The sequence below is a fragment of the Pseudomonas sp. TZ252 genome (assembly GCF_056110345.1).
Genome location: NZ_CM148566.1, coordinates 1789372 through 1809107, shown reverse-complemented (window position 1 = coordinate 1809107; position 19736 = coordinate 1789372). Strand labels below are relative to the sequence as shown.

17 protein-coding genes are annotated in these 19736 nt (G+C 66.2%); 11 read left to right on the top strand and 6 right to left on the bottom strand.

What is annotated here, in order from left to right; translation table 11 throughout:
* Nucleotides 1-64 precede the first annotated feature (64 nt).
* From ACYAF3_RS08365 to wapR, 6 genes are all read left to right on the top strand, one after another.
* Complete coding sequence (locus tag ACYAF3_RS08365) at nt 65-1822, top strand: carbamoyltransferase family protein (protein WP_003095766.1); 1758 nt, start codon at nt 65-67, stop codon at nt 1820-1822.
* A complete protein-coding gene (locus ACYAF3_RS08360) occupies nt 1806-2942 on the top strand; it encodes a glycosyltransferase (protein WP_003109898.1) in 1137 nt (378 codons plus the stop codon). The genes ACYAF3_RS08365 and ACYAF3_RS08360 overlap by 17 nt, the downstream gene beginning before the upstream one ends.
* Nucleotides 2936-3832 carry an antimicrobial resistance protein Mig-14 gene (locus ACYAF3_RS08355; RefSeq protein ID WP_003158384.1) on the top strand — a complete coding sequence of 299 codons (897 nt, stop codon included), beginning with the start codon at nt 2936-2938 and terminating at the stop codon, nt 3830-3832. Before ACYAF3_RS08360 ends, ACYAF3_RS08355 begins: the two co-directional genes overlap by 7 nt.
* A 3-nt stretch (nt 3833-3835) precedes the next feature.
* The gene (locus ACYAF3_RS08350) at nt 3836-5254 is read left to right on the top strand and encodes a PIG-L deacetylase family protein (RefSeq protein ID WP_003116151.1); all 1419 of its coding nucleotides are present in this window, start codon (nt 3836-3838) and stop codon (nt 5252-5254) included.
* A 72-nt stretch (nt 5255-5326) separates the two neighbouring features.
* Nucleotides 5327-6283 carry a glycosyltransferase family protein gene (locus tag ACYAF3_RS08345; protein WP_003114548.1) on the top strand — a complete coding sequence of 319 codons (957 nt, stop codon included), beginning with the start codon at nt 5327-5329 and terminating at the stop codon, nt 6281-6283.
* A gap of 160 nt (nt 6284-6443) precedes the next feature.
* Nucleotides 6444-7328, top strand: a complete 885-nt coding sequence (wapR, locus tag ACYAF3_RS08340; protein WP_003116152.1) for an alpha-1,3-rhamnosyltransferase — start codon at nt 6444-6446, stop codon at nt 7326-7328.
* Between the two features lie 18 nt (nt 7329-7346).
* Here wapR and waaL read toward each other — a convergent pair whose 3' ends face one another.
* Together waaL and ACYAF3_RS08330 are read right to left on the bottom strand one after the other, a co-directional pair.
* A complete protein-coding gene (gene waaL / locus ACYAF3_RS08335) occupies nt 7347-8552 on the bottom strand; it encodes an O-antigen ligase WaaL (protein WP_003123592.1) in 1206 nt (401 codons plus the stop codon).
* Between the two features lie 7 nt (nt 8553-8559).
* Nucleotides 8560-9210: a BUD32 family EKC/KEOPS complex subunit gene (locus ACYAF3_RS08330; RefSeq protein WP_003158383.1), complete on the bottom strand. Its 651-nt coding sequence runs from the start codon at nt 9208-9210 to the stop codon at nt 8560-8562.
* 107 nt (nt 9211-9317) lie between these two features.
* Between ACYAF3_RS08330 and msbA the strand changes: the two genes are divergently transcribed.
* The 4 genes from msbA to ACYAF3_RS08310 all read left to right on the top strand — a co-directional run bounded on the left by msbA (nt 9318) and on the right by ACYAF3_RS08310 (nt 15268).
* Nucleotides 9318-11129 (top strand): lipid A export permease/ATP-binding protein MsbA, encoded by a 1812-nt coding sequence (gene msbA / locus ACYAF3_RS08325; protein WP_003158382.1) that lies wholly within the window; start codon nt 9318-9320, stop codon nt 11127-11129.
* Between the two features lie 40 nt (nt 11130-11169).
* Entirely contained in the window at nt 11170-12594 is a 1425-nt protein-coding gene (hldE, locus tag ACYAF3_RS08320) for a bifunctional D-glycero-beta-D-manno-heptose-7-phosphate kinase/D-glycero-beta-D-manno-heptose 1-phosphate adenylyltransferase HldE (RefSeq protein ID WP_003095747.1), read from the top strand.
* Nucleotides 12595-12721: 127 nt separating this feature from the next.
* Nucleotides 12722-14011 carry an acyl-CoA dehydrogenase family protein gene (locus ACYAF3_RS08315; RefSeq protein ID WP_003123588.1) on the top strand — a complete coding sequence of 430 codons (1290 nt, stop codon included), beginning with the start codon at nt 12722-12724 and terminating at the stop codon, nt 14009-14011.
* 48 nt (nt 14012-14059) lie between these two features.
* Nucleotides 14060-15268 carry an acyl-CoA dehydrogenase family protein gene (locus ACYAF3_RS08310; RefSeq protein WP_003095742.1) on the top strand — a complete coding sequence of 403 codons (1209 nt, stop codon included), beginning with the start codon at nt 14060-14062 and terminating at the stop codon, nt 15266-15268.
* 24 nt (nt 15269-15292) lie between these two features.
* Here the strand turns inward: ACYAF3_RS08310 and ACYAF3_RS08305 are convergent, their stop codons facing one another.
* The 4 genes from ACYAF3_RS08305 to ACYAF3_RS08290 form a co-directional block, all read right to left on the bottom strand.
* Complete coding sequence (locus ACYAF3_RS08305; protein ID WP_003114542.1) at nt 15293-16213, bottom strand: hypothetical protein; 921 nt, start codon at nt 16211-16213, stop codon at nt 15293-15295.
* 168 nt (nt 16214-16381) lie between these two features.
* The gene (locus tag ACYAF3_RS08300; RefSeq protein ID WP_003114541.1) at nt 16382-17194 is read right to left on the bottom strand and encodes an aldo/keto reductase; all 813 of its coding nucleotides are present in this window, start codon (nt 17192-17194) and stop codon (nt 16382-16384) included.
* Entirely contained in the window at nt 17191-18366 is a 1176-nt protein-coding gene (locus tag ACYAF3_RS08295; protein WP_003109889.1) for an NAD(P)/FAD-dependent oxidoreductase, read from the bottom strand. The genes ACYAF3_RS08300 and ACYAF3_RS08295 overlap by 4 nt, the downstream gene beginning before the upstream one ends.
* Before the next feature lie 60 nt (nt 18367-18426).
* Nucleotides 18427-18759: a DMT family transporter gene (locus tag ACYAF3_RS08290; protein WP_003095735.1), complete on the bottom strand. Its 333-nt coding sequence runs from the start codon at nt 18757-18759 to the stop codon at nt 18427-18429.
* A gap of 84 nt (nt 18760-18843) precedes the next feature.
* On the opposite strand from ACYAF3_RS08290, the gene ACYAF3_RS08285 reads away from it, so the two are divergent.
* Nucleotides 18844-19728: a LysR family transcriptional regulator gene (locus ACYAF3_RS08285; RefSeq protein WP_003114539.1), complete on the top strand. Its 885-nt coding sequence runs from the start codon at nt 18844-18846 to the stop codon at nt 19726-19728.
* The last annotated feature ends 8 nt before the right edge of the window (nt 19729-19736 follow it).

Here is a 19736-nt window from a genome sequence, read left to right as displayed (position 1 = left end):
TAAACGAAAGCCGCGGTTGTCGGTCCCACTCCGCAACCGCGAGCTGCTTTGAAGAGGTTCTACCGTGGCATTGACCGTCCTAGGCCTGTCTGGCGCCGTAAGCCATGACCCGTCCGCCGCCCTGTACATCGACGGCAAGCTGGTCGCGGCCGTCGAGGAAGAGCGCTTCGTGCGCGACAAGCACGCGAAGAACCGCATGCCCTACGAATCGGCGAAGTTCTGCCTGGAGCAGGCAGGGATCGAGCCGGCCGATGTCGACGTGGTAGCGATTCCCTTCGCTCCCATCAGCATCATGGAAAAGGCCCGCTGGCACTACGCCAAGCGCTACGCCTACGCGCCGGATCGCGCGCTGGATGCGATCCTGCTCGGCAACCGCCGCTACAAGCGTTACTACAAGCGCATCGAGTGGTGCCTGCAACAACTCGGCTTCGACCTGAAGAAAATCAAGATCCAGCCGGTCGAGCACCACCTTGCCCACGCCTCCAGTGCCTACCATTGCTCGGGGTTCAAGGAAAAGACCGCGATCCTCGGCATCGACGGCAAGGGCGAATACGCCACCACTTTCTTCGGCTGGGGCGAGAACGGTCGGATCCACAAGATCAAGGAGTTCTACGATCCGGATTCGCTGGGCGGCCTGTACGGCGCGATCACCGAGTACCTCGGCTTCGACATGCTCGACGGCGAGTTCAAGGTCATGGGCATGGCGCCCTACGGTGACGCCAGCAAGTACGATTTCTCCCGTCTCGCCAAGTTCGAGAACGGCGAACTGGTGATCAACACCGATTATGCCAACGTCATCGGCTTCCGCCGCTACAAGGAGAAAGGCAAGGGCTACTACTTCTCGCCCAAGCTGATCGAGTGGCTGGGGCCCAAGCGCGAAGGCGACATCGCTGACGATCCCTACATCCATTACGCCGCGAGCATCCAGGCGCTGTTCGAGAAGCTCGCGCTGGAGATGATGGACTACTACCTCGGCGATATCATCCGCGAGACCGGCAAGGTCGCTTTCGCCGGCGGCTGCGCGCTGAACGTCAAGCTCAACCAGAAGATCATCTCGCGCCCCGAAGTGAAGGAGCTGTTCGTCCAGCCGGCGGCCAGCGACGCCGGCACCGCGGTCGGCGCGGCGGCCTACGTGTCGCACCAGCGCGGCGTGCCGGTGGAGAAGATGGAGCACGTCTACCTCGGCCCGGAGTATTCCAACGAGGACGTCATCGCCGCCTGCGCCCGTCACGAGGCCAGGCCGCAGTGGCAGAAGATCGACAACCGCAGCCGGCGTATCGGCAGGATCCTTGCCGACGGCAACCCGGTGGCCTGGTTCCAGGGACGCATGGAGTTCGGTCCGCGTGCCCTCGGTGGCCGCTCCATTCTCGGCTGCCCGAGCGTGCCGGGCGTGGCCGACCGGATCAATGCGCAGATCAAGTTCCGCGAGCGCTGGCGGCCCTTCTGCCCGTCGATGCTGGATACCGTCGGCCCGCAGATGTTCAAGATCGACCACCCGGCCCCGTTCATGACCTTCACCTTCGAAGTCAACGAAGAGTGGAAGGAGCGTGTGCCGGAAGTGGTGCACGAAGACGGTACCTCCCGCGCCCAGGTGCTGAAGCGCGAGTACAACCCGCGCTACTACGACCTGATGAAGGAACTGGAGAACCTCACCGGCAACGGCGTGGCCCTGAACACTTCGCTCAATCGCCGTGGCGAACCGATGATCTGCTCGCCGACCGACGCCCTGAACATGTTCTTCGGCTCCGATCTGCAGTACCTGATCATGGAGGACATCCTGGTCGTGAAGGAGGGCGTGGACTGGTATGACTCGGTCGGCTGAACCTCGCGTCCTGCAGTTCTGTCACGGCTACGACGGGCCTTTCCTCGACTGTGCCCGTCAGTACGCCAGCCTGTTCGCCGGAACCCCGTACAAGGTCACCACGGTGTTCCTCACCGGGCGTTCCGATCCTGAGGTGGCGGCGCGTTGCGCCTCCGACGAGGTACTGTTCCTCGAGTACGGCTCCAGGGACATCCGTGGCCTCAAGCTGAAGGCGATCCGCGACTTGCGCGAGATCGCCCGTTCGCGCGACTTCCGCTTCTGCATCGCGCACCGCTTCAAGCCGATCTGGATCGCCAGCCTGGCCACTCGTCTGCCGATCGTTGGCGTGCACCACGCCTTCGGCGATTACCAGCGGTTGTCGCGCAAGGTCTTCGCCGGCCTGATGAGCAAGCGCCTGAGCCTGCTGGCGGTGTCCGACGCGGTGCGCGACGATATCCGCCGTTGCCTGCCGAAGTGGCCGGCGGAGCGGATCGAGACGCTCTACAACCGCATCGACGTCGCTGCGCTGCAGGCCGAGCAGGTCGAGCGCCTGAGTGCGCGCCGGCAACTGCGCCTGCCCGACGAGGCCTGGGTGGTCGGCAACGTCGGCCGCCTGCATCCGGACAAGGACCAGGCTACCCTGCTGCGCGGCTTCGCCGCCGCGCTGCCGCGCCTGCCGCAGAACAGCCTGCTGGCGATCCTCGGCAGCGGCCGCCTGGAAGAGCAGCTCAAGGACCTGGCCTGCGAACTGGGTATCGGCGAGCGCGTGCTGTTCCTCGGCCAGGTCGAAGAGGCACGGCGCTACTTCAAGGCGTTCGACGCCTTCGCCCTGAGTTCCGACCACGAGCCGTTCGGCATGGTCCTGCTGGAGGCCATGGTCGCCGGTGTACCGCTGATCGCCACCGCCTGTGGCGGCGCCCGCGAAGTGGTGGAAGGGGTCGGCATCCTCTTCCCGCTGGGCGACGAGACGGCCCTGGCCGAGGGCCTGACCCACCTGGCGGCGCTTGACCGCCGCCAGCGCGAGGCCTGTGCGCGGCTCATGCTCGAGCGCCTGGAGACACGCTTCTCCGACGCCGCGGTGCGCCGCGAATTCTGGCGCCTGCCGACGATTGCCGGCTTCGCTTCGGAGTCTGCATGCTGAACAGGTTGCGCGCCTTCCGCGAACGCGGTTGGCGCGAAGTGGATGCGCTGACCTACGCCCAGGCCTGGCAGCGTTTCGGCGGCAGCGTCGCGACCCACCCGCTGGTGGTCGAGCAACTCGCCGAAATGGCCGGAATCCCGGTGCGTTACCTGGGTTGGGAGAGCGCTGGCGAACTGGTTGCGGCGATCCCGACCTGGGGCCGCCACCTGGCGTTGTCCAAGGACGTGCTCAAGCGGCGCGGCAAGAAGGGCCTGTACGACCTGGGCAACGCCGAACTGATCCTGCCGGTGGCCGACGATGCCCGCATCGCCCTCCGCCATGCGGGACGCTACCTGTCGGCGCTGCATGAGCGGAACATCGTCACGCTGCGCCCTCAGACCGAGCAACTGGCTTTCGCTCGCGCCCCCGAGGATTTCTCCAAGAAGTTCCGCTATAACCAGCGGCGCGAAGTGCGCCTGGTGGAGGAGGCTGGTGGCCAGGTGCGCCAGGCAGACAGCTTCGCCCCGGCCGAGTTCGCCGCCATCTATCTTGAACTGTTCCAGCGTCGCTGGGGTTTCCCGGCCACCGGCGCGGAGCGCATGGCCGAGGTCTTCGAGCGGCTGCGCGAATTGCTGCGCGGCTCGGTCCTGCTGCTCAACGACCAGCCCATCGCGGTCCAGGTACTGTATCGCGCCGAAGCGCCGGGCTGGCTCAGCGTCGAGTACATCAACGGCGGCGTCGATCCGCAGACCCGCGAGTTCAGCCCTGGCAGCGTGCTCAGTTACCTGAACACCCAGGCCGCCTGGGAGGATGCGCGGGCGCTGGGCAAACCCCTGCGCTATTCGTTCGGTCGCGCCGACCGCGAATACAAGGATCGCTGGTGCCATCCTTCTCCGGTCTTCCAGGTCTGAAGCATGAGCGCACGCAAGCAGCAGTTGCTCAAGCGTCATCGACGCAACAAGCGGATCGGCCTACTGGTTGCGCTGCTGGCATTGCTGGCCGTCGGTCTGCTGGTCAGCCCCTGGTTGTTGCCGATCCTCCTCGTGGCCCTGTGGGTCGCCCATGAAGCCTGGTTCGCCGATCACCTGTTCTATTCGCCGGGCGAGGACTACCGCTACCGTTTCGCGGAAGGGGTCGAGTCGCTGCCGGTACGCCTGGCGGATGGCCGTCTGCGAGTCGACGGCGAGCTGCGCGAAGGCGATACGCTGGTGCTTGGCATCGGCGTGCGCGCTGGCTGGCTGGGGCGCTTCCTCGAACCCTCGGTGCTGCTGGAAGGTGGCGCAGAGACCGATGCCCAGGCTTTCGAACGTGGGGTGAACGGCTTGCGCTACCTGAACCTGACGGGACTGGCCGGGCCGCTGGGCGAGGGCCGGATTCGCCTGCGCGGCCGGCATTGCCGGCTGGTCGGCGAACCGACCCTGTGGCGTGCGCGCCATCCCGACTACCGTGACCGGCGGGTGATGGTCATCGCTCCGCATGCCGACGACGCCGAGCTGGCCGCCTTCGGCCTCTACAGCCAGGCACGCGAGGCCTGGATCGTGACCCTGACCGCCGGCGAGATCGAAACCGAGCATTACCGCCGCATGGGCCTCGACGGAATAGCTGCGGCGCGCCTGAAGGGCCGCCTGCGCGCCTGGGATAGCCAGGCCGTGCCGGCGTGGGGTGGGGTGCCGGCCGAGCGCTGCGTGCAACTGGGTTATTTCTGCCTGCAATTGCCTGCCATGCAGGCGAACCCGGGCGAGGTGGTGCCGTCCCGTGAGGCCGATCTCGCCGATATCCGTCCGTTCCGCCAGTTCAACCGCCTGCGCCTGGCCAGCGATGCCGACGGCCTGTCGACCTGGAACAATCTGCTGGCCGATCTCCGCGAGCTGATCCTGCTGGCACGTCCCGAGGTCATCGTCCTGCCTCATCCGCATTTCGATCCGCACCCGGACCATGTCCGCGCCCAGGAGGCTGTGCGCGAGGCGCTCCAGGGCCTGGACTGGCAGCCGCAGGCATTGTTGCACTATGCCAATCACCTGCACGACAACGATCGCTGGCCGATGGGCGATGCGCACATGGGGGTCAGCCTGCCACCGCTGACCGAAGAATGCTCGCCGTTGCTGCCATGGACGCTGGCGCTGGAGCGCACGCGCCAGGTGGACAAGGCCATGGCCTTGGGCATGATGCACGACCTGCAACCCAGGCCGCCGTTCAAGCGCCGTCTGCGCCGCCGTCTGCAGGGCTGGCTCGCCGGGCGTCGCTGGCCGGCTTACGGCGAGGACGAGTTCATGCGCAAGTCGGTGCGTCGGCACGAGTTGTTCTGGGTGGAGTCGCTGGATGGGGAGGCGTGATGCTTGGGTCGAGCGTTCGGCAAGGTTCGAGCCGCCATGCTGCTTCGGAGAAGCCGCGAGGATGAAGGTCTGATGAAAGTTCTGTTTCTGGTCCAGAAAGAGCAGCGCGCGATCCTGGATCGCCTGTACGACGGCATCGCCGCCCATTGCGAGTGCGATACCCGCTGGCTGAGCAGCGAGGAGCAGGCCGACCTGCGCGGCTACTTCCGCAAGCACGTGGATGTCTCGCGCTACGACCGCATCCTGTTCTTCCTCCGTTTCAAGAAGGAAATGCGCCAGGTCCGCTTCATCCGCAGCGTGCCCAACCTGGTGATCCTCGAGCACGATGCCTACCAGAACTACATTCCCTGCAAGTACACCGGCAAGTTCAGCGCCCATTACCGGCGCCTGCCCTGGGCACGGGTGATCAGTTCGGGCCATACGGTCAGCGAACGCCTGCGCCAGGAGGGATTCGACGCGGTATTCGTGCCCAAGGGCTACGACCAGACCCTGTTGCATGACCTGGGCCTGGCGCGCGATATCGAGCTGGGCTTCGTCGGCAGTACCGGCAGCGTGGCTTACAGTGGACGCAAGGCGCTGCTCGACGAGTTGGGCGGAGTGGAGAACCTGCTGGTGACCAAGACCAAGTCCGGCGAGGAGTACCTGCGTACGCTCAACCGCATCCGTTTCTTCGTCAGCGCGGATGTCGGCATGGGCGAATACATGATCAAGAATTTCGAGGCGATGGCCTGCGGTTGCGTACTGCTGGCCTACGACCAGGGCGAGCGGGAAAACGAGGCCTTGGGTTTCCGGGACATGGAGAATATCGTGCTGTATCGCTCGGTGGCGGACATCCAGGAAAAGCTCGCGATCCTGCGCCTCGATACGGCTCTCGCCGAGCGGATCGCGCGAAGCGGCCAGGCGCTGGCCATCGAACGATTCAGCTTCGCCGCTGTCGGTCAGAGTATCGTCGAGGCCATGCGGCCCGCGTTGCGCGAGCCGGAGCGTCCCGGATGGCTGGAGAAGACCTGGCGACGTATTTTTACCTGAGAGTAGCAGCCGAAAAGAGCTGGGGCTTCAGGCGTGTTTGCTATTGTTCAGCTTGTTTTTCCGGGCTGGGGGGAGGTGTAGGACCGATGAAGATCGCAGGATCGCTCATGCATGTCTGGCGCTTTGAATGGGGACGTGAAGGACAGGTAAGGTTGTAGTTATGGCGCTCGTCGATGATGGTTCGCAGCCATTGGTTTCCGTGATCATCGCTTCCTATAACCACGAAAAGTACATAGAAGCGAGCATTGCCAGCGTGGCTGCGCAGACATACCGCAACGTGGAACTGCTGGTGGTGGACGATGGTTCCAGCGATGGCAGCGTCGAGCTTTTGCGCGGGCTCCAGGCGAAGTACGGCTTCGACCTCAGGGTCCAGCAGAACCAGGGACTGTCGAGAACGCTCAACGAGGCGATCGCCAGGGCCCGGGGAAATCTCATCGTGCCTTTCGGTTCGGACGACATCATGTTGCCGCAACGCCTGGAGAAACAGGTGGCACACATGTGGGACAAGCCCGAGGTAGGTATCTGCGCGGGCAATATCGAGATCATCGACTCCAATGGCCGGGTCATGCCGGGAAAGGAGCAGCGCAAACGCGACCTGCCTTTCCGCCGTCTCGACTTCGATGACCTGTTCCTGGACCGCAAGCCGGGCCCGATGGCGCCCACCCTGATGTTCCGGCGGGAAGCCCTGGAGAAGGTCGGCGGTTTCGATCCGGACATACGCCTGGAAGATGTCTATATCGAACTGGCGGTGACCAAGGCTGGCTACGTCATCGACATTCTTGGCGAGGTCCTCGCCCAGTACCGCAAGCATCCCACCAATACGTACAAGAACGCCCGTTTCATGGTGGACAACGTATTCAAGACGTACAGCCAGTTCAGCGATCACCCCGATTACGAGCAGGTGATCATGCGCTTCCGCAATTCGATGTTCCTCAAGTGCTCGAACCGGGACAAGGTACTGGCCCGGGAGCTGCTCTCCGGCTTGCCGCTGAAGTACTGGAACGAGAAGACCTTCCGCGGCATTGCGCGGCTGTTTTTCTCCTGATCGCTGATATCGCCGCACTCAAGGCGCGGCGATATCCTCACCGCGCCTGCTGGCGGCGAACCTTTGCTGGATCCACAGCGCATACAGCAGCGCCATGGGAATCCAGATCAGGAACCAGTGTTCCTTGGGACGGGGCAGGAAGGCGTTGCCCTCCGTGAGTCCGGCTGCCAGGCCGAACACCAGCCAGGTCGAGGCTAGCAGAACGGCTGGAGACTTCCGGTTTTTCCAGGAGAAGCCGAAGGCCAGTGCGTAGATCGCCACCCACAGCAGGAGCCCGATGATCCCTCCAGCGAAAAGCACACCCAGTTCGATGTTGTGCGGGTCGGCGAGCAGCATGCCGTTGCTCAGGACGATTCGCATCGGATGATCGTAGCCGTGTCCGAGCCATGGATGCTCGCTGATCTGGCGTAGGGCGTCGGCCCAGATTTCCGGGCGGAACGATGCCCCTCTCTGGGTGATCACTTCCGGGTACAGGATGTAGCCCAGTAGCGCTCCAGCCAGGGCGAGTGCCAGGGCGATGAGGGCTTTTTTCCTGTCTCCGGCCAGGACCAGCCACATAAGGGCCGCTGTGAGCCCTACCAGGGGAGTACGTGAACCGGTCGCGATGAGAAGGCCACCGAGCAGCGCCAGAGATATCAGTGGCAAGGGGGCCAGGATGGGGCGGGATTGCATCCAATAGGCCAGCCAGAGTGCCGTGAAGGCGCCATAGACATGGGCGCTCAGTAATGGGTTATAGAGAGCGCCATAACCGGTAAGGCGCAGCGGGTTGGCGTCCCAGTAGTATTGCAGCAAGGTGGCTGCCGCGGAGATCACCGCGCCAAGGGCTGCCAGCCAGGTCGCGGTCTTGAGGCGGAGGGGAGCTTCGAGCGCCAGGATGGCGGCGCAGAAGAACAGGAGGGCGATGTACAGGGGGCGCTTGAGCAGCGAGCCGGTGGAGTTCTCGGGGGTCGACCAGGACAGGCTCAGCATCATGTAGCTGCTGAAGGCGAGGAAGGCGATGAACAGCGGCGAGCCCGTTAGCGGGCGAAGCAGACGCGGTTGCAGTATCACGTACAGCAGCGTCGGTGCAGCCAGCAAGATATAGAAAAGCCGGTGATAGTCGGAACGGTCGCCGACCCAGAACATTCCGGTGAGCAGGGCCAGCCAGCCCAGCGGCAGGATCCAGTGGCTGAGGATGCGGCTGGTATCGTGGCGAAGACGGGTCAGTCGGGTAGCTGCGAACATTCCTTGCTCAATCCAGTTGCAGTTGCTTGAGGAGCTGCTCGAGTGTCCAGTGGACCTGGCTGCTGCGGAGATAGGACTTGAGCACCAGGTGCTCGCTGTCGTCGAGGAACCAGGTTCGATCCTGTTCGTAGCGCAGCAGGTGCTTGAAATTGCGAATGCGCTGGGCGGCGCTGAGCGCCGAGCGCTGGACCCGCAGGTCGGCGATGTCGATCAGGCCCATCCGGCCTTCCGGCGTGCGCACCACGTTGCCCAGGTGCAGCGAGCGGAAGTACACCCCCTTGGCGTGCAGCGCGGCGATCAGCTCGCCCAGTTGCGTCCGGACTGTATCGCCGCACTCCGGGTCGTTGCGGTCGAGTTGGCGGAGGGTCTGCCCCGGTAGCGGCTCGTAGTGCACCGCGTCGCGCTGGATATGTGGGATCCGCAGTACGTCCAGCACCTTCGGGCAGACGATGCCGCGCCGCGCCAGTTCGCTGGCATTGCGGGCGAAGCGCTCCGCATAGGGGAACAGGGCTGCGGAGGAAATCAGGCGCTTGCGGCGAAACAGCTTGAGGAAGGACCCGTCGCGCAGACGCAGTACCTTGTCCCCATGACCATCGGCTTCCAGCACTTCTGCGTTGTCACGCAACTGCAAGTAGGAGGGGTAGTCTATGACTCGCATGCGAGCTCCTGAACGAACGGCCCGCCATCTTACCCCAACACGCCTTCCAGGCAGAGTGATGGAGGTCCTGTGCTACACTCCGGGACCTTTTCAGCATGTAAGAAACCATGAGCGATAGTCCTCAGAATCCCGGACCTTCCAGTCTCAAGATCTATTTCCGCCTGTTGGGCTACGTGAAGCCCTACATCGGAATGTTCCTACTCAGCATCGTCGGTTTCCTGATCTTCGCCTCGACCCAGCCGATGCTGGCGGGCATCCTCAAGTATTTCGTCGACGGCCTCTCCAATCCTGACGCGGCATTGTTTCCGAATGTGCAGTGGCCCTGGTTGCGCGACTTGCACCTGGTCTACGCGGTGCCGTTGCTGATCATCCTGATCGCTGCCTGGCAGGGGCTGGGCTCGTTCCTCGGCAACTTCTTCCTCGCCAAGGTTTCCCTGGGGCTGGTGCATGACCTGCGGGTCGCCCTGTTCAACAAGCTGCTGGTGCTGCCGAACCGCTATTTCGACACGCACAGCTCCGGCCACCTGATCTCGCGCATCACCTTCAACGTGACCATGGTCACCGGAGCGGCCACGGATGCCATCAAGGTGGTGATCCGTGAGGGCCTGACCGTGGTCTTCCTGTTCCTCTACCTGCTGTGGATGAACTGGAAGCTGACCCTGGTGATGCTGGCGATCCTGCCGGTCATCGCGGTAATGGTGACTACCGCCAGCCGCAAGTTCCGCAAGCAGAGCAAGAAGATCCAGGTGGCCATGGGCGACGTCACCCACGTCGCCTCGGAAACCATCCAGGGCTACCGGGTAGTGCGCAGCTTCGGCGGCGAAGCCTATGAAGAGAAGCGCTTCCTCGACGCCAGCCAGAGCAATACCGACAAGCAGTTGCGGATGACCAAGACCGGCGCGGTCTACACGCCGATGCTGCAATTGGTGATCTACGTCGCCATGGCGATACTGATGTTCCTCGTGCTGTGGCTGCGCGGGGACGCCTCGGCCGGCGACCTGGTGGCCTATATCACCGCGGCGGGCCTGTTGCCCAAGCCGATCCGCCAGCTTTCCGAGGTCAGTTCCACGGTCCAGCGCGGCGTCGCCGGCGCCGAGAGCATCTTCGAGCAGCTCGACGAAGCGGCGGAGGAAGACCAGGGTACCGTCGAGAAGGAGCGGGTCAGCGGGCGCCTGGAAGTGCGCAACCTGAGCTTCCGTTATCCCGGAACCGACAAGCAGGTGCTGGATGACATCAGTTTCATCGCCGAGCCCGGGCAGATGATCGCCCTGGTCGGCCGTTCCGGTAGCGGCAAGTCGACCCTGGCCAACCTGGTTCCGCGCTTTTATCAGCACAATGACGGCAAGATCATGCTTGATGGCGTTGAGGTCGAGGATTATCGCCTGCGTAACCTGCGCCGCCACATCGCCCTGGTGACCCAGCAGGTCACGCTGTTCAACGACAGCGTCGCCAACAACATCGCCTACGGCGACCTGGCTGGCGCGCCGCGCGAGGAAATCGAGCGGGCGGCGAAGGCTGCCAACGCCAAGGAGTTCATCGACAACCTGCCGCAAGGCTTCGACACCGAGGTCGGCGAGAATGGCGTGCTGCTTTCCGGCGGCCAGCGCCAGCGTCTGGCGATCGCCCGGGCGCTGCTCAAGGACGCGCCCCTGCTGATCCTCGACGAGGCGACCTCGGCGCTGGACACCGAGTCGGAGCGGCATATCCAGGCGGCGCTGGACGAAGTGATGAAGGGGCGCACCACCCTGGTGATCGCCCACCGCCTGTCGACCATCGAGAAGGCCGACCTGATCCTGGTGATGGACCAGGGGCAGATCGTCGAGCGCGGCAGCCACGCCGAGCTGCTGGCGCAGAACGGCCATTATGCGCGGCTGCACGCGATGGGACTGGATGAGCAGGCGCCGGCGCCTGTCGGCTGATAAACTGGGCGTCTGCCCCGAGAGGTTGTTTGGAGTTCCCATGAAGTTGTCCATGCCCCGTTTCGACCAGGCCCCGGTGTTGGTGGTCGGTGATGTGATGCTCGACCGCTACTGGCATGGCGCGACTTCGCGCATTTCGCCGGAGGCCCCGGTGCCGGTGGTCCGCGTCGAACAGCACGAGGACCGCCCCGGCGGCGCCGCCAACGTCGCGCTGAACATCGCCGCGCTGGGCGCGCAGGCCTTGCTGGTCGGCGTCACCGGCCGCGACGAGGCCGCCGACAGCCTGGCCAACAGCCTCAAGGCCGCTGGAGTGGACGCGCGCTTCCAGCGCATCGATAGCCAGCCGACCATCGTCAAGCTGCGGGTCATGAGTCGCCACCAGCAACTGCTGCGGGTCGACTTCGAGGAACCGTTCCGCACCGACGCGGCGGCCCTGGCCGTGGACGTCGAGTCGCTGCTGGCCAAGGTCAAGGTGCTGGTGCTGTCCGACTACGGCAAGGGCGCGCTACAGAACCACCAGGTGCTGATCCAGGCGGCGCGGGCGCGCAACATTCCGGTACTGGCCGATCCCAAGGGCAAGGACTTCGCCATCTATCGCGGCGCCAGCCTGATCACCCCGAACCTGTCCGAATTCGAGACCATCGTCGGCCGTTGCGCCGACGAAGCCGAACTGGTCGCCAAGGGCCAGGCGCTGATGAGCGAACTCGACCTCGGTGCCTTGCTGGTGACCCGCGGCGAGCATGGCATGACCCTGCTCCGCCATGGCCAGCCGGCCCTGCACCTGCCGGCGCGGGCGCGGGAAGTGTTCGACGTCACCGGTGCCGGCGATACGGTCATCTCCACCCTGGCCGCGGCGCTTGCCGCCGGCGAGGAGCTGCCGTCCGCGGTGGGCCTGGCCAACCTGGCCGCCGGCATCGTGGTCGGCAAGCTGGGTACCGCGGCGATCAGCGCGCCCGAACTGCGTCGCGCGGTGCAGCGCGAGCAGGGTTCCGAGCGTGGCGTGCTGGGCCTGGAGCAATTGCTGCTGGCAATCGAAGACGCCCGCGCCCACGGCGAGAAGATCGTCTTCACCAATGGCTGCTTCGACATCCTTCACGCCGGCCACGTGACCTACCTCGAACAGGCGCGCGCCCAGGGCGACCGCCTGATCGTCGGGGTCAACGACGACGCCTCGGTCACTCGCCTGAAGGGCGTTGGCCGGCCGATCAACTCGGTGGACCGGCGCATGGCGGTACTCGCCGGGCTCGGCGCGGTGGACTGGGTGGTGAGCTTCGCCGAAGACACTCCTGAGCGCCTGCTCGAGCAGGTGCGTCCGGACGTGCTGGTCAAGGGCGGCGATTACGGCGTCGAGCAGGTGGTCGGCGCGCAGATCGTCAAGGCCTACGGCGGCGAGGTACGGGTGCTCGGCCTGGTGGAGAACAGCTCCACCACCGCCATCGTCGAGAAGATCCGCCAGAAAGGCTGAGCCTTTCCCCGGTCGGTCGCCCCTGGCGGATGACTGGCTGGCCTGACAACTCCCTTCGGCGAGACGGTCATAGGCGCTGCCCATGCGGCGGCGCATGATCCGGGCATCCCATCCTGCGTGGAGCAAGATGCCCATGAGCACCGATGTACAGGGCCGTGCCCTGGCTGTACTGAACCGTGTCGCCCAGGCCGACTGGCCGGATCGCTTCAATCTTCGCAAACCCTTCGAGAAACTGCTCTACAGCGGCAGCCGTACCGGCTTCCGCCTGGCCAGCGAGCGTTCGGCGAAGCAGGCGAAGGGACCGCGCAAGGCCGATCCGGACGGGTTGTTCGACCTGTCGTTCTCCGACGACCAGCAGATGCTGGTGGACATGCTCGAAGGCTTCGCCCTGGAGGTGTTGCGTCCGCTGGCTCATGACGCGGATGCCGAGGCCAGCCTGCCGGCGGAACTGCTCAACCAGGCGCTGGAGCTGGGCCTGACCCACTATGGGGTCGGCGAGGTGCACGGCGGCATGGCCGGTGAGCGCACCACGGTGACCACGGCCCTTATCGCCGAGGCCCTGGCCAAGGGCGACCTGACGCTGGCGGCGGCCCTGCTGGTGCCGTTGTCGGCGGCCAACTGCATCCGCCGCTGGGGCAGCCCCTCGCAGCAGGCGCAGTGGCTGCCGGCGTTCGTCAGCGAAGAGGGGGCGCCGCTCACCGCCATCGCGGTCAACGAGCCGAGTCTGCTGTTCGACCCGCAGAAACTGGCGACCCGCGCCCGGCGCAAGGGCAGTCACTACCTGCTTTCCGGAGAGAAATGCCTGGTCCTGCGCGGCCTGGAGGCCAGCCGCCTGATCGTCGCGGCGAAGACCGACGAGGGGCCTGCGCTGTTCCTGGTGGAAGCCTCCGCCAAGGGCGTCGAGCGACGTGCCGAGCCGGCGATGGGACTGAAGGCCGGCGGCACCGCCCGGTTGCGCCTGAAGAGCGTCAAGGTGCCGGCGGACAACCGCCTGGCCGCCGAGCATTTCGACTACCGGGCCTTCCTCGATCACGCGTCCCTGGCCTGGTGTGCCCTGGCGCTGGGCACCGGACAGGCGGCGCTGGACTACGTGATCGCCTACTGCAACGAGCGTGAGGCCTTCGGCGAGCCGATCAGCCATCGCCAGGGGGTCGCCTTCATGGTCGCCGACATCGCCATCGAACTGGACGCCATGCGCCTGATGGTCTGGCGCGCCTGCGCCCTGGCCGAGCGCGGCCAGCCGTTCCAGCGCGAGGCTTACCTGGCGCGGCTGCTGTGCGCCGAGAAGGCGATGAAGATCGGCACCGACGCGGTGCAGCTGCTCGGTGGCCACGGCTTCACCAAGGAGCATCCAGCCGAGCGCTGGTACCGCGACCTGCGCGCGGTAGCGCTGATGGCCGGCGGCCTGCACCTGTGAACCCGAGCGAGTGCGCGGTCCGCCGCGACGAGTGAACGAGGAATCGACATGTACCTGGAAACCCCGAAGAAATTCCGCAGCCTGGCCAACCAGGCGCATCAGGTCGCGGAAAACTATTTCCGGCCGATCTCGCGCAAGTACGACAAGGCCGAACACGCCTATCCGAAGGAGCTGGACCTGCTCGCGGCCTTGCTGGACGGCATGAACAGCGGCTCGCCCGAGGCTGTCGGTGCGACCTCGGCGAGCAAGCGCGCCGGCAAGCAGGTAGAGGAGGGCATCAAGAACGGCGGCAACCTGTCGGCGTTGCTCGGCGTGATGGAACTGTGCTGGGGCGACGTCGGCCTGCTCCTGGCCATGCCGCGCCAGGGGCTGGGCAATGCGGCGATCGCCGCGGTGGCCAACGAGGAGCAGTTGCAGCGCTTCGGCGGCACCTGGGCGGCAATGGCGATCACCGAGCCGGGCTGCGGCTCGGACTCGGCGGCGATCCGCACCACCGCGACCCAGGATGGCGACCACTATGTACTGAACGGCGAGAAGATTTTCGTCACTTCCGGCGAGCGGGCCGATGCCGTGGTGGTCTGGGCCACCCTGAACCGCAACCTGGGGCGGGCGGCGATCAAGTCCTTCGTGGTCGAGAAGGGCACGCCGGGGATGACCGTGACGCGCCTGGAGAAGAAGCTCGGGATCAAGGCTTCGGATACCGCTTCGATCAGTTTCAATGATTGCCGGGTGCCGGCCGCGAACCTGCTGGGCAACGCCGAGGTCGACGTGCAGAAGGGTTTCGCCGGGGTCATGGAGACCTTCGACAATACCCGCCCGCTGGTGGCCGGCATGGCCGTCGGGGTGGCCAAGGCGGCGCTGGACCGGACCCGCGAATTGCTGAAGAAGGCTGGCTGCAAGTTCGACTACAGGAAACCGCTGCTCACCGTCAGCCACGCCGAGGCCACTCTCTATCGCCTGGAGGCGGAGTGGGAGGCAGCGCGCCTGTTGACCTTGAAGGCGGCATGGATGGCCGACAACAAGCTGCCCAACTCGAAGGAAGCGTCCATCGCCAAGGCCAAGGCTGGACGGGTGGCCAACGAGATCACCCTGAAGTGCGTGGAGCTGGCTGGCGCCCTCGGCTACGCCGAGGATGAGCTGTTGGAGAAGTGGGCGCGGGACTCGAAGATCCTCGACATCTTCGAGGGCACCCAGCAGATCCAGCTGCTCATCGTCGCTCGCCGCCTGCTCGGCAAGTCTTCCAGCCAGTTGAAGTAGAAAGGGCGGCAAAGCCCGCCCGGTTCAGGCGCTGGCGCGGTCGCGCCCACCGCCGGCCTGGTCGCCGTTGCTGGATGGCCACAGTGCCAGCCAGTCGCGGAAACGGATGCGTTCCTCATGCACCAGCCAGCCGTCCTGTACGGCAAAGCTCTCGGCCAACCACAGGCCGCGGGTGGCCGCAGGGCGCAACTGGCCCTTGCGCAGGGTGAACAGGTCGCCGGTGGGGCGCCCCTGGTCCAGCGGCAGCAGGTAGAGATCGGGGCGCCGACGGTCCAGACGCGCCACCAGCGGACCGCTCTCGAGCCGCTCGTCGACATGGTAGAGGCTCGGCTCGCGCGCATCGCGCGGCAGCTCCAGGCGCATGTCGTAGACCAGTTGCAGCGAGGCCGTGGGCAGGTGTACGTAGGCGCGTGGGCGCTCCAGCAAGCGCAGGCTGCCGGCTTGCACCGGACGGGCGGCGCCGGACAGCGGGGTGAGGACGAAGTGGCTGTTCTCCCGGTAGCGCAGCGAACCCTGGTAGGGCGTCGGCAGCCAGGTGTCGCCGAAGCGCCCGCCGAGCCAGCCGCCGGCGGTCTCCACCAGGCATTCCTCGGCGACTTCCTGGATCGCCGTGAGCAGCGGCAGGTTCAGTTCGTGGGCCGGTACGTAGCCGGAGATCAGCTTGAGCACGGTATCGCCGCGGTCCAGCCGGCGCTGACGGACCAGCACCCAGTAGTCGCGGCCCTGCCAGTTCAGGGTCAAGCGCACCGAGACCCCCAGGTTGGCCAGCTCGGCGACGAAGCGCTGCGGGTCGGCTACCTCCATGCGGCGGCGGCGTACGAGCATCTGCTGGAAGTTCAGCGGCAGGCCGAGGGCCTGGTAGACCAGCCCGTCCGGGGAGGCCTCCACCAGCAGCGGCAGGGTCTTGAAGGCGGACGGATCCTTGCGGGCGAGCATACGGGGCATACGGGGCTCCTTGTCGGGTCATCGCGCCGGGGCGGGACGGAGGCTCACGTTCGATGCACCGGCCACCGGAGGCGAGGGCGGCAGGCAGGATACGGCTCGTTCGGGAGGAACATGGCAGCGGAATGCACCGCGGGTGTCAACCCGCGGATGTTGCAGCCGATGTATGGTTCAGGCCTTTTTCAGGGCTTGCGCGGCCATCGCGACATTATGGGCCAGGTGCAGCGGATTGATGGTGCCGACGATGGCGGCGGCGACGCCCGGCTGGTCGAAGACCAGTTCGAAGCTGGCACGCACCGGGTCCTGTCCGGCGCCCAGGCAGGCATGCCCGCTGGCCAGCGCCTTCTTCACCAGGATGCCCTTGGCATGGGCCGCGGCGTACTCGATGACCGGGCGCTCGGCGCGCTCGTTCAGGTTGTAGGTGACCATCGCGCAATCGCCCTCGCGCAGGGCGCGCAGGCCACCTTCGACGGTCTTGCCGGAGAGTCCGTAGGCGCCGATCAGGCCCTCGCGCTTGAGCGCGGCGAGAGTCGGGTAGACCTCGCTGTTCTCGAGGATATCCAGGTCGTTGCCATCGGAATGCACCAGCACCAGCTCGATCCGGTCAGTCTCCAGGCGCTTCAGGCTGCGCTCGACGGAGCGCCGGGTATGCGCGGCGGAGAAGTCGAAGACTGACTGGCCGTCGACGAACTCTTCGCCGACCTTGCTGACGATCACCCAATGTTCGCGCTGGCCGCGCAGCAGCGGGCCGAGGCGTTCCTCGCTGCGGCCGTAGGCCGGGGCGGTGTCGATCAGGTTGATGCCGAGGTCGCGGGCCAGGGCCAGCAGGTCGGCGGCTTCGCGGTCGTCGGGGATGGTGAAGCCGGAAGGGTACTTCACTCCCTGGTCGCGGCCGAACTTGACGGTGCCCAGGCCCAGCGGCGAAACGGCCAGGCCGGTGTCGCCCAGCGGGCGGTGCAGGTCGTGGAGGGTATCCCTGATCATGCGAAGGCTACCTCCCAGGCCGGTTCGGCGAGCGGCGGACGCGGCAGTTGCGGCAGCGCGGCATGTTCGCTGGGGCGGATGCCGTCTTCTTCCAGGCGGGCGCAGACCCGGTCGGCGAAGTCAGGGGCCAGCGCCAGCTTGGTCGGCCAGCCGACCAGCAGGCGTCCCTGTTCGGCGAGGAAGGCGTTGTCCGGACGCAACAGGTTGGACTGTGCCGGCTCGGCGCGATCCACCCGCAAGGTGGCCCACTGCGCCTGGCCGAGGTCGATCCAGGGCAGCAGCTTTGCCAGTTCGCGACGCGCTTCGGCGATCTGCGCGGCTTCGTCGCGGGCCACGCCATCGGCTTCGGCGATGTCGCCGCCGAGGTACCAGACCGACTGGCCGTCGCGGGTCGGATGGGTGGTCACGGTGATTCGTGGCTTCGGCCCGGCCCCCAGGCAGTGGGCGTACAGCGGTTTCAGGGTCGCCGCCTTGACCATCACCATGTGCAGCGGCCGCCGCTGCATGGCCGGTTGTTCCAGGCCCAGTTCGCGGAGCAGTGCCTCGTTGCCGGCACCGGCGCTGAGCACCACGCGCTGGGCACGGATCTCCCGGCCGTCGACGCACAGGCCGGCCAGTTCCCGGCCTTCGCGCAGCGGTTCGATGCGCTCGCCGGCGAGCAGGCTGTCGCCGGCCAGTTCCGCCAGGCGGCGAATCAGGTCGGGGACGTCGAAGACGATTTCCGTGAGGCGGTAGGCCTTGCCCTTGAACCCCTTGTCGCGCAGCGCCGGAGGCAAATCCTCGCCCTTGGCCTGCTCGACCCGACTGCGCACAGCCTTGCTGGCGAAGAAGCTGGTAAGGCTGCCGGCCAGGCCGCCCGGCGACCACAGGTAGTGCGCCTCGGAAAGCAGGCGCACGCCCCGCAGGTCGAGTTCGCCGTCGCTGCCGAGACAGGCGCGCCAGCGCCGCGGCATGTCGGCGATGGCTTCGGAGGCGCCGGTCAGGGCACCATGCAGGGCGTACTTGGCGCCGCCGTGGATGATCCCCTGCGACTTCACGCTCTGTCCGCCGCCGAGGCTGGCGCTTTCCACCAGCACGGTGGCGTAGCCGGCCCGGCGCAAGCGGGCGTTCAGCCAGAGGCCGGCGATACCGCCGCCAACGATGAGGATGTCGGTGGAAAGGGCTTGGGGCATGGGGCTGCCTTATCGGGAACGGAAAGGGCGCAGTATACAACCTGCGCCCGCGACGGTCGTTCAGTGCCCCGAAGCGCGGGAGAACAACTGGATCACCAGCACGCCGGCGATGATCAGGCCGATGCCGAGGAGGGCGGCGGGGTCCAGGCGCTGGCCGTAGACGAACATCGCCACCAGGCTGACCAGGACGATGCCCAGTCCGGACCAGATGGCGTAGACCACGCCGACCGGCAGGGTGCGCATGACCAGCACGAGCATGCTGAAGGCGAGCACGTAGCCGCCCACCACCAGCAGCAGCGGCAGTGGCTTGCTGAATCCGGCGACGGCTTTCAGCGAGGTGGTGGCGACCACTTCGGCGGCGATGGCGATGGCGAGGTAGAGATAGTTGGTCATGGCGGGGTCCTCCGGAAACTGCGGCCATTCTAGGGAGCCGGCGGATGGGATAAAGTCGTTACCTATCTTTATTGGAGATAGGTTATGCAGTGGAACCTGGAGCAGATCCGCCTGTTCGTCAGCGTCGCCGAGCGCCAGTCGTTCTCTGCCGCCGCCCGCGAACTGAAGCGGGTGCAATCGGCGGTGAGCAACGGCATCGCGCTGCTGGAGGCGGACCTCGGCGTCACCCTGTTCGAACGCAGCAGCGGACGCCAGCCGCGCCTGACCGACGAGGGCCGGGTGCTGCTGGCGGAGGCGCGCGAGGTGCTGCGCCAGTGCGAGCGCCTGCAGGGGCGCGCGCTGGGGCTGGCGCGCGGCGAGGAGCCGCGGCTGCGCCTGGCCCAGGACGAGGCGATGCCCTACCAGCCGGTGCTGGACAGCCTGGAAGCGCTGGCGCAGCGCTTTCCCAGTCTGGAGGTGCAGGTGTCCAGCGGCGGCCAGGGTGACGTCACCCGTCGTTTGCTCGAGGAGCAGGCTGACCTCGGCCTGCTGTTCCACCATGAGCGCATGCCTGAGTCGCTGGAGCGGCGGCGCCTCGGCAGCGTCGAGATGGTCACGGTGTGCGGTGCCGGCCACCCGCTGGCCGGGCTGCAACGGGTCAGTCGCCGCGAGCTGGCACAGCACCGGCAACTTTTGATCGTGCCCCAGCAGAGCGGCTATCCGGGCGGCGAGCAGATCAGCCCGCAGGTCTGGCGGCTGGACAGCTTCTATTCCATGGCCGAGCTGCTGATGCGCAACCTCGGCTGGGCCTGGCTACCGCGGCACGTGGTGCAGTACCCCACCTACGACCGGCTGATGGTGGAGCTGACCAGCGACTGGACGCCGCCGGCGCTGGTGGTCGAACTGGTCTGGCGGCGCAACGAGGTGCTCGGCCCGGCGGCGGCCTGGCTCGGCGAAACCTTCACCCGCCACCTGCGCGCCATCGGCTGAGCCGGTCG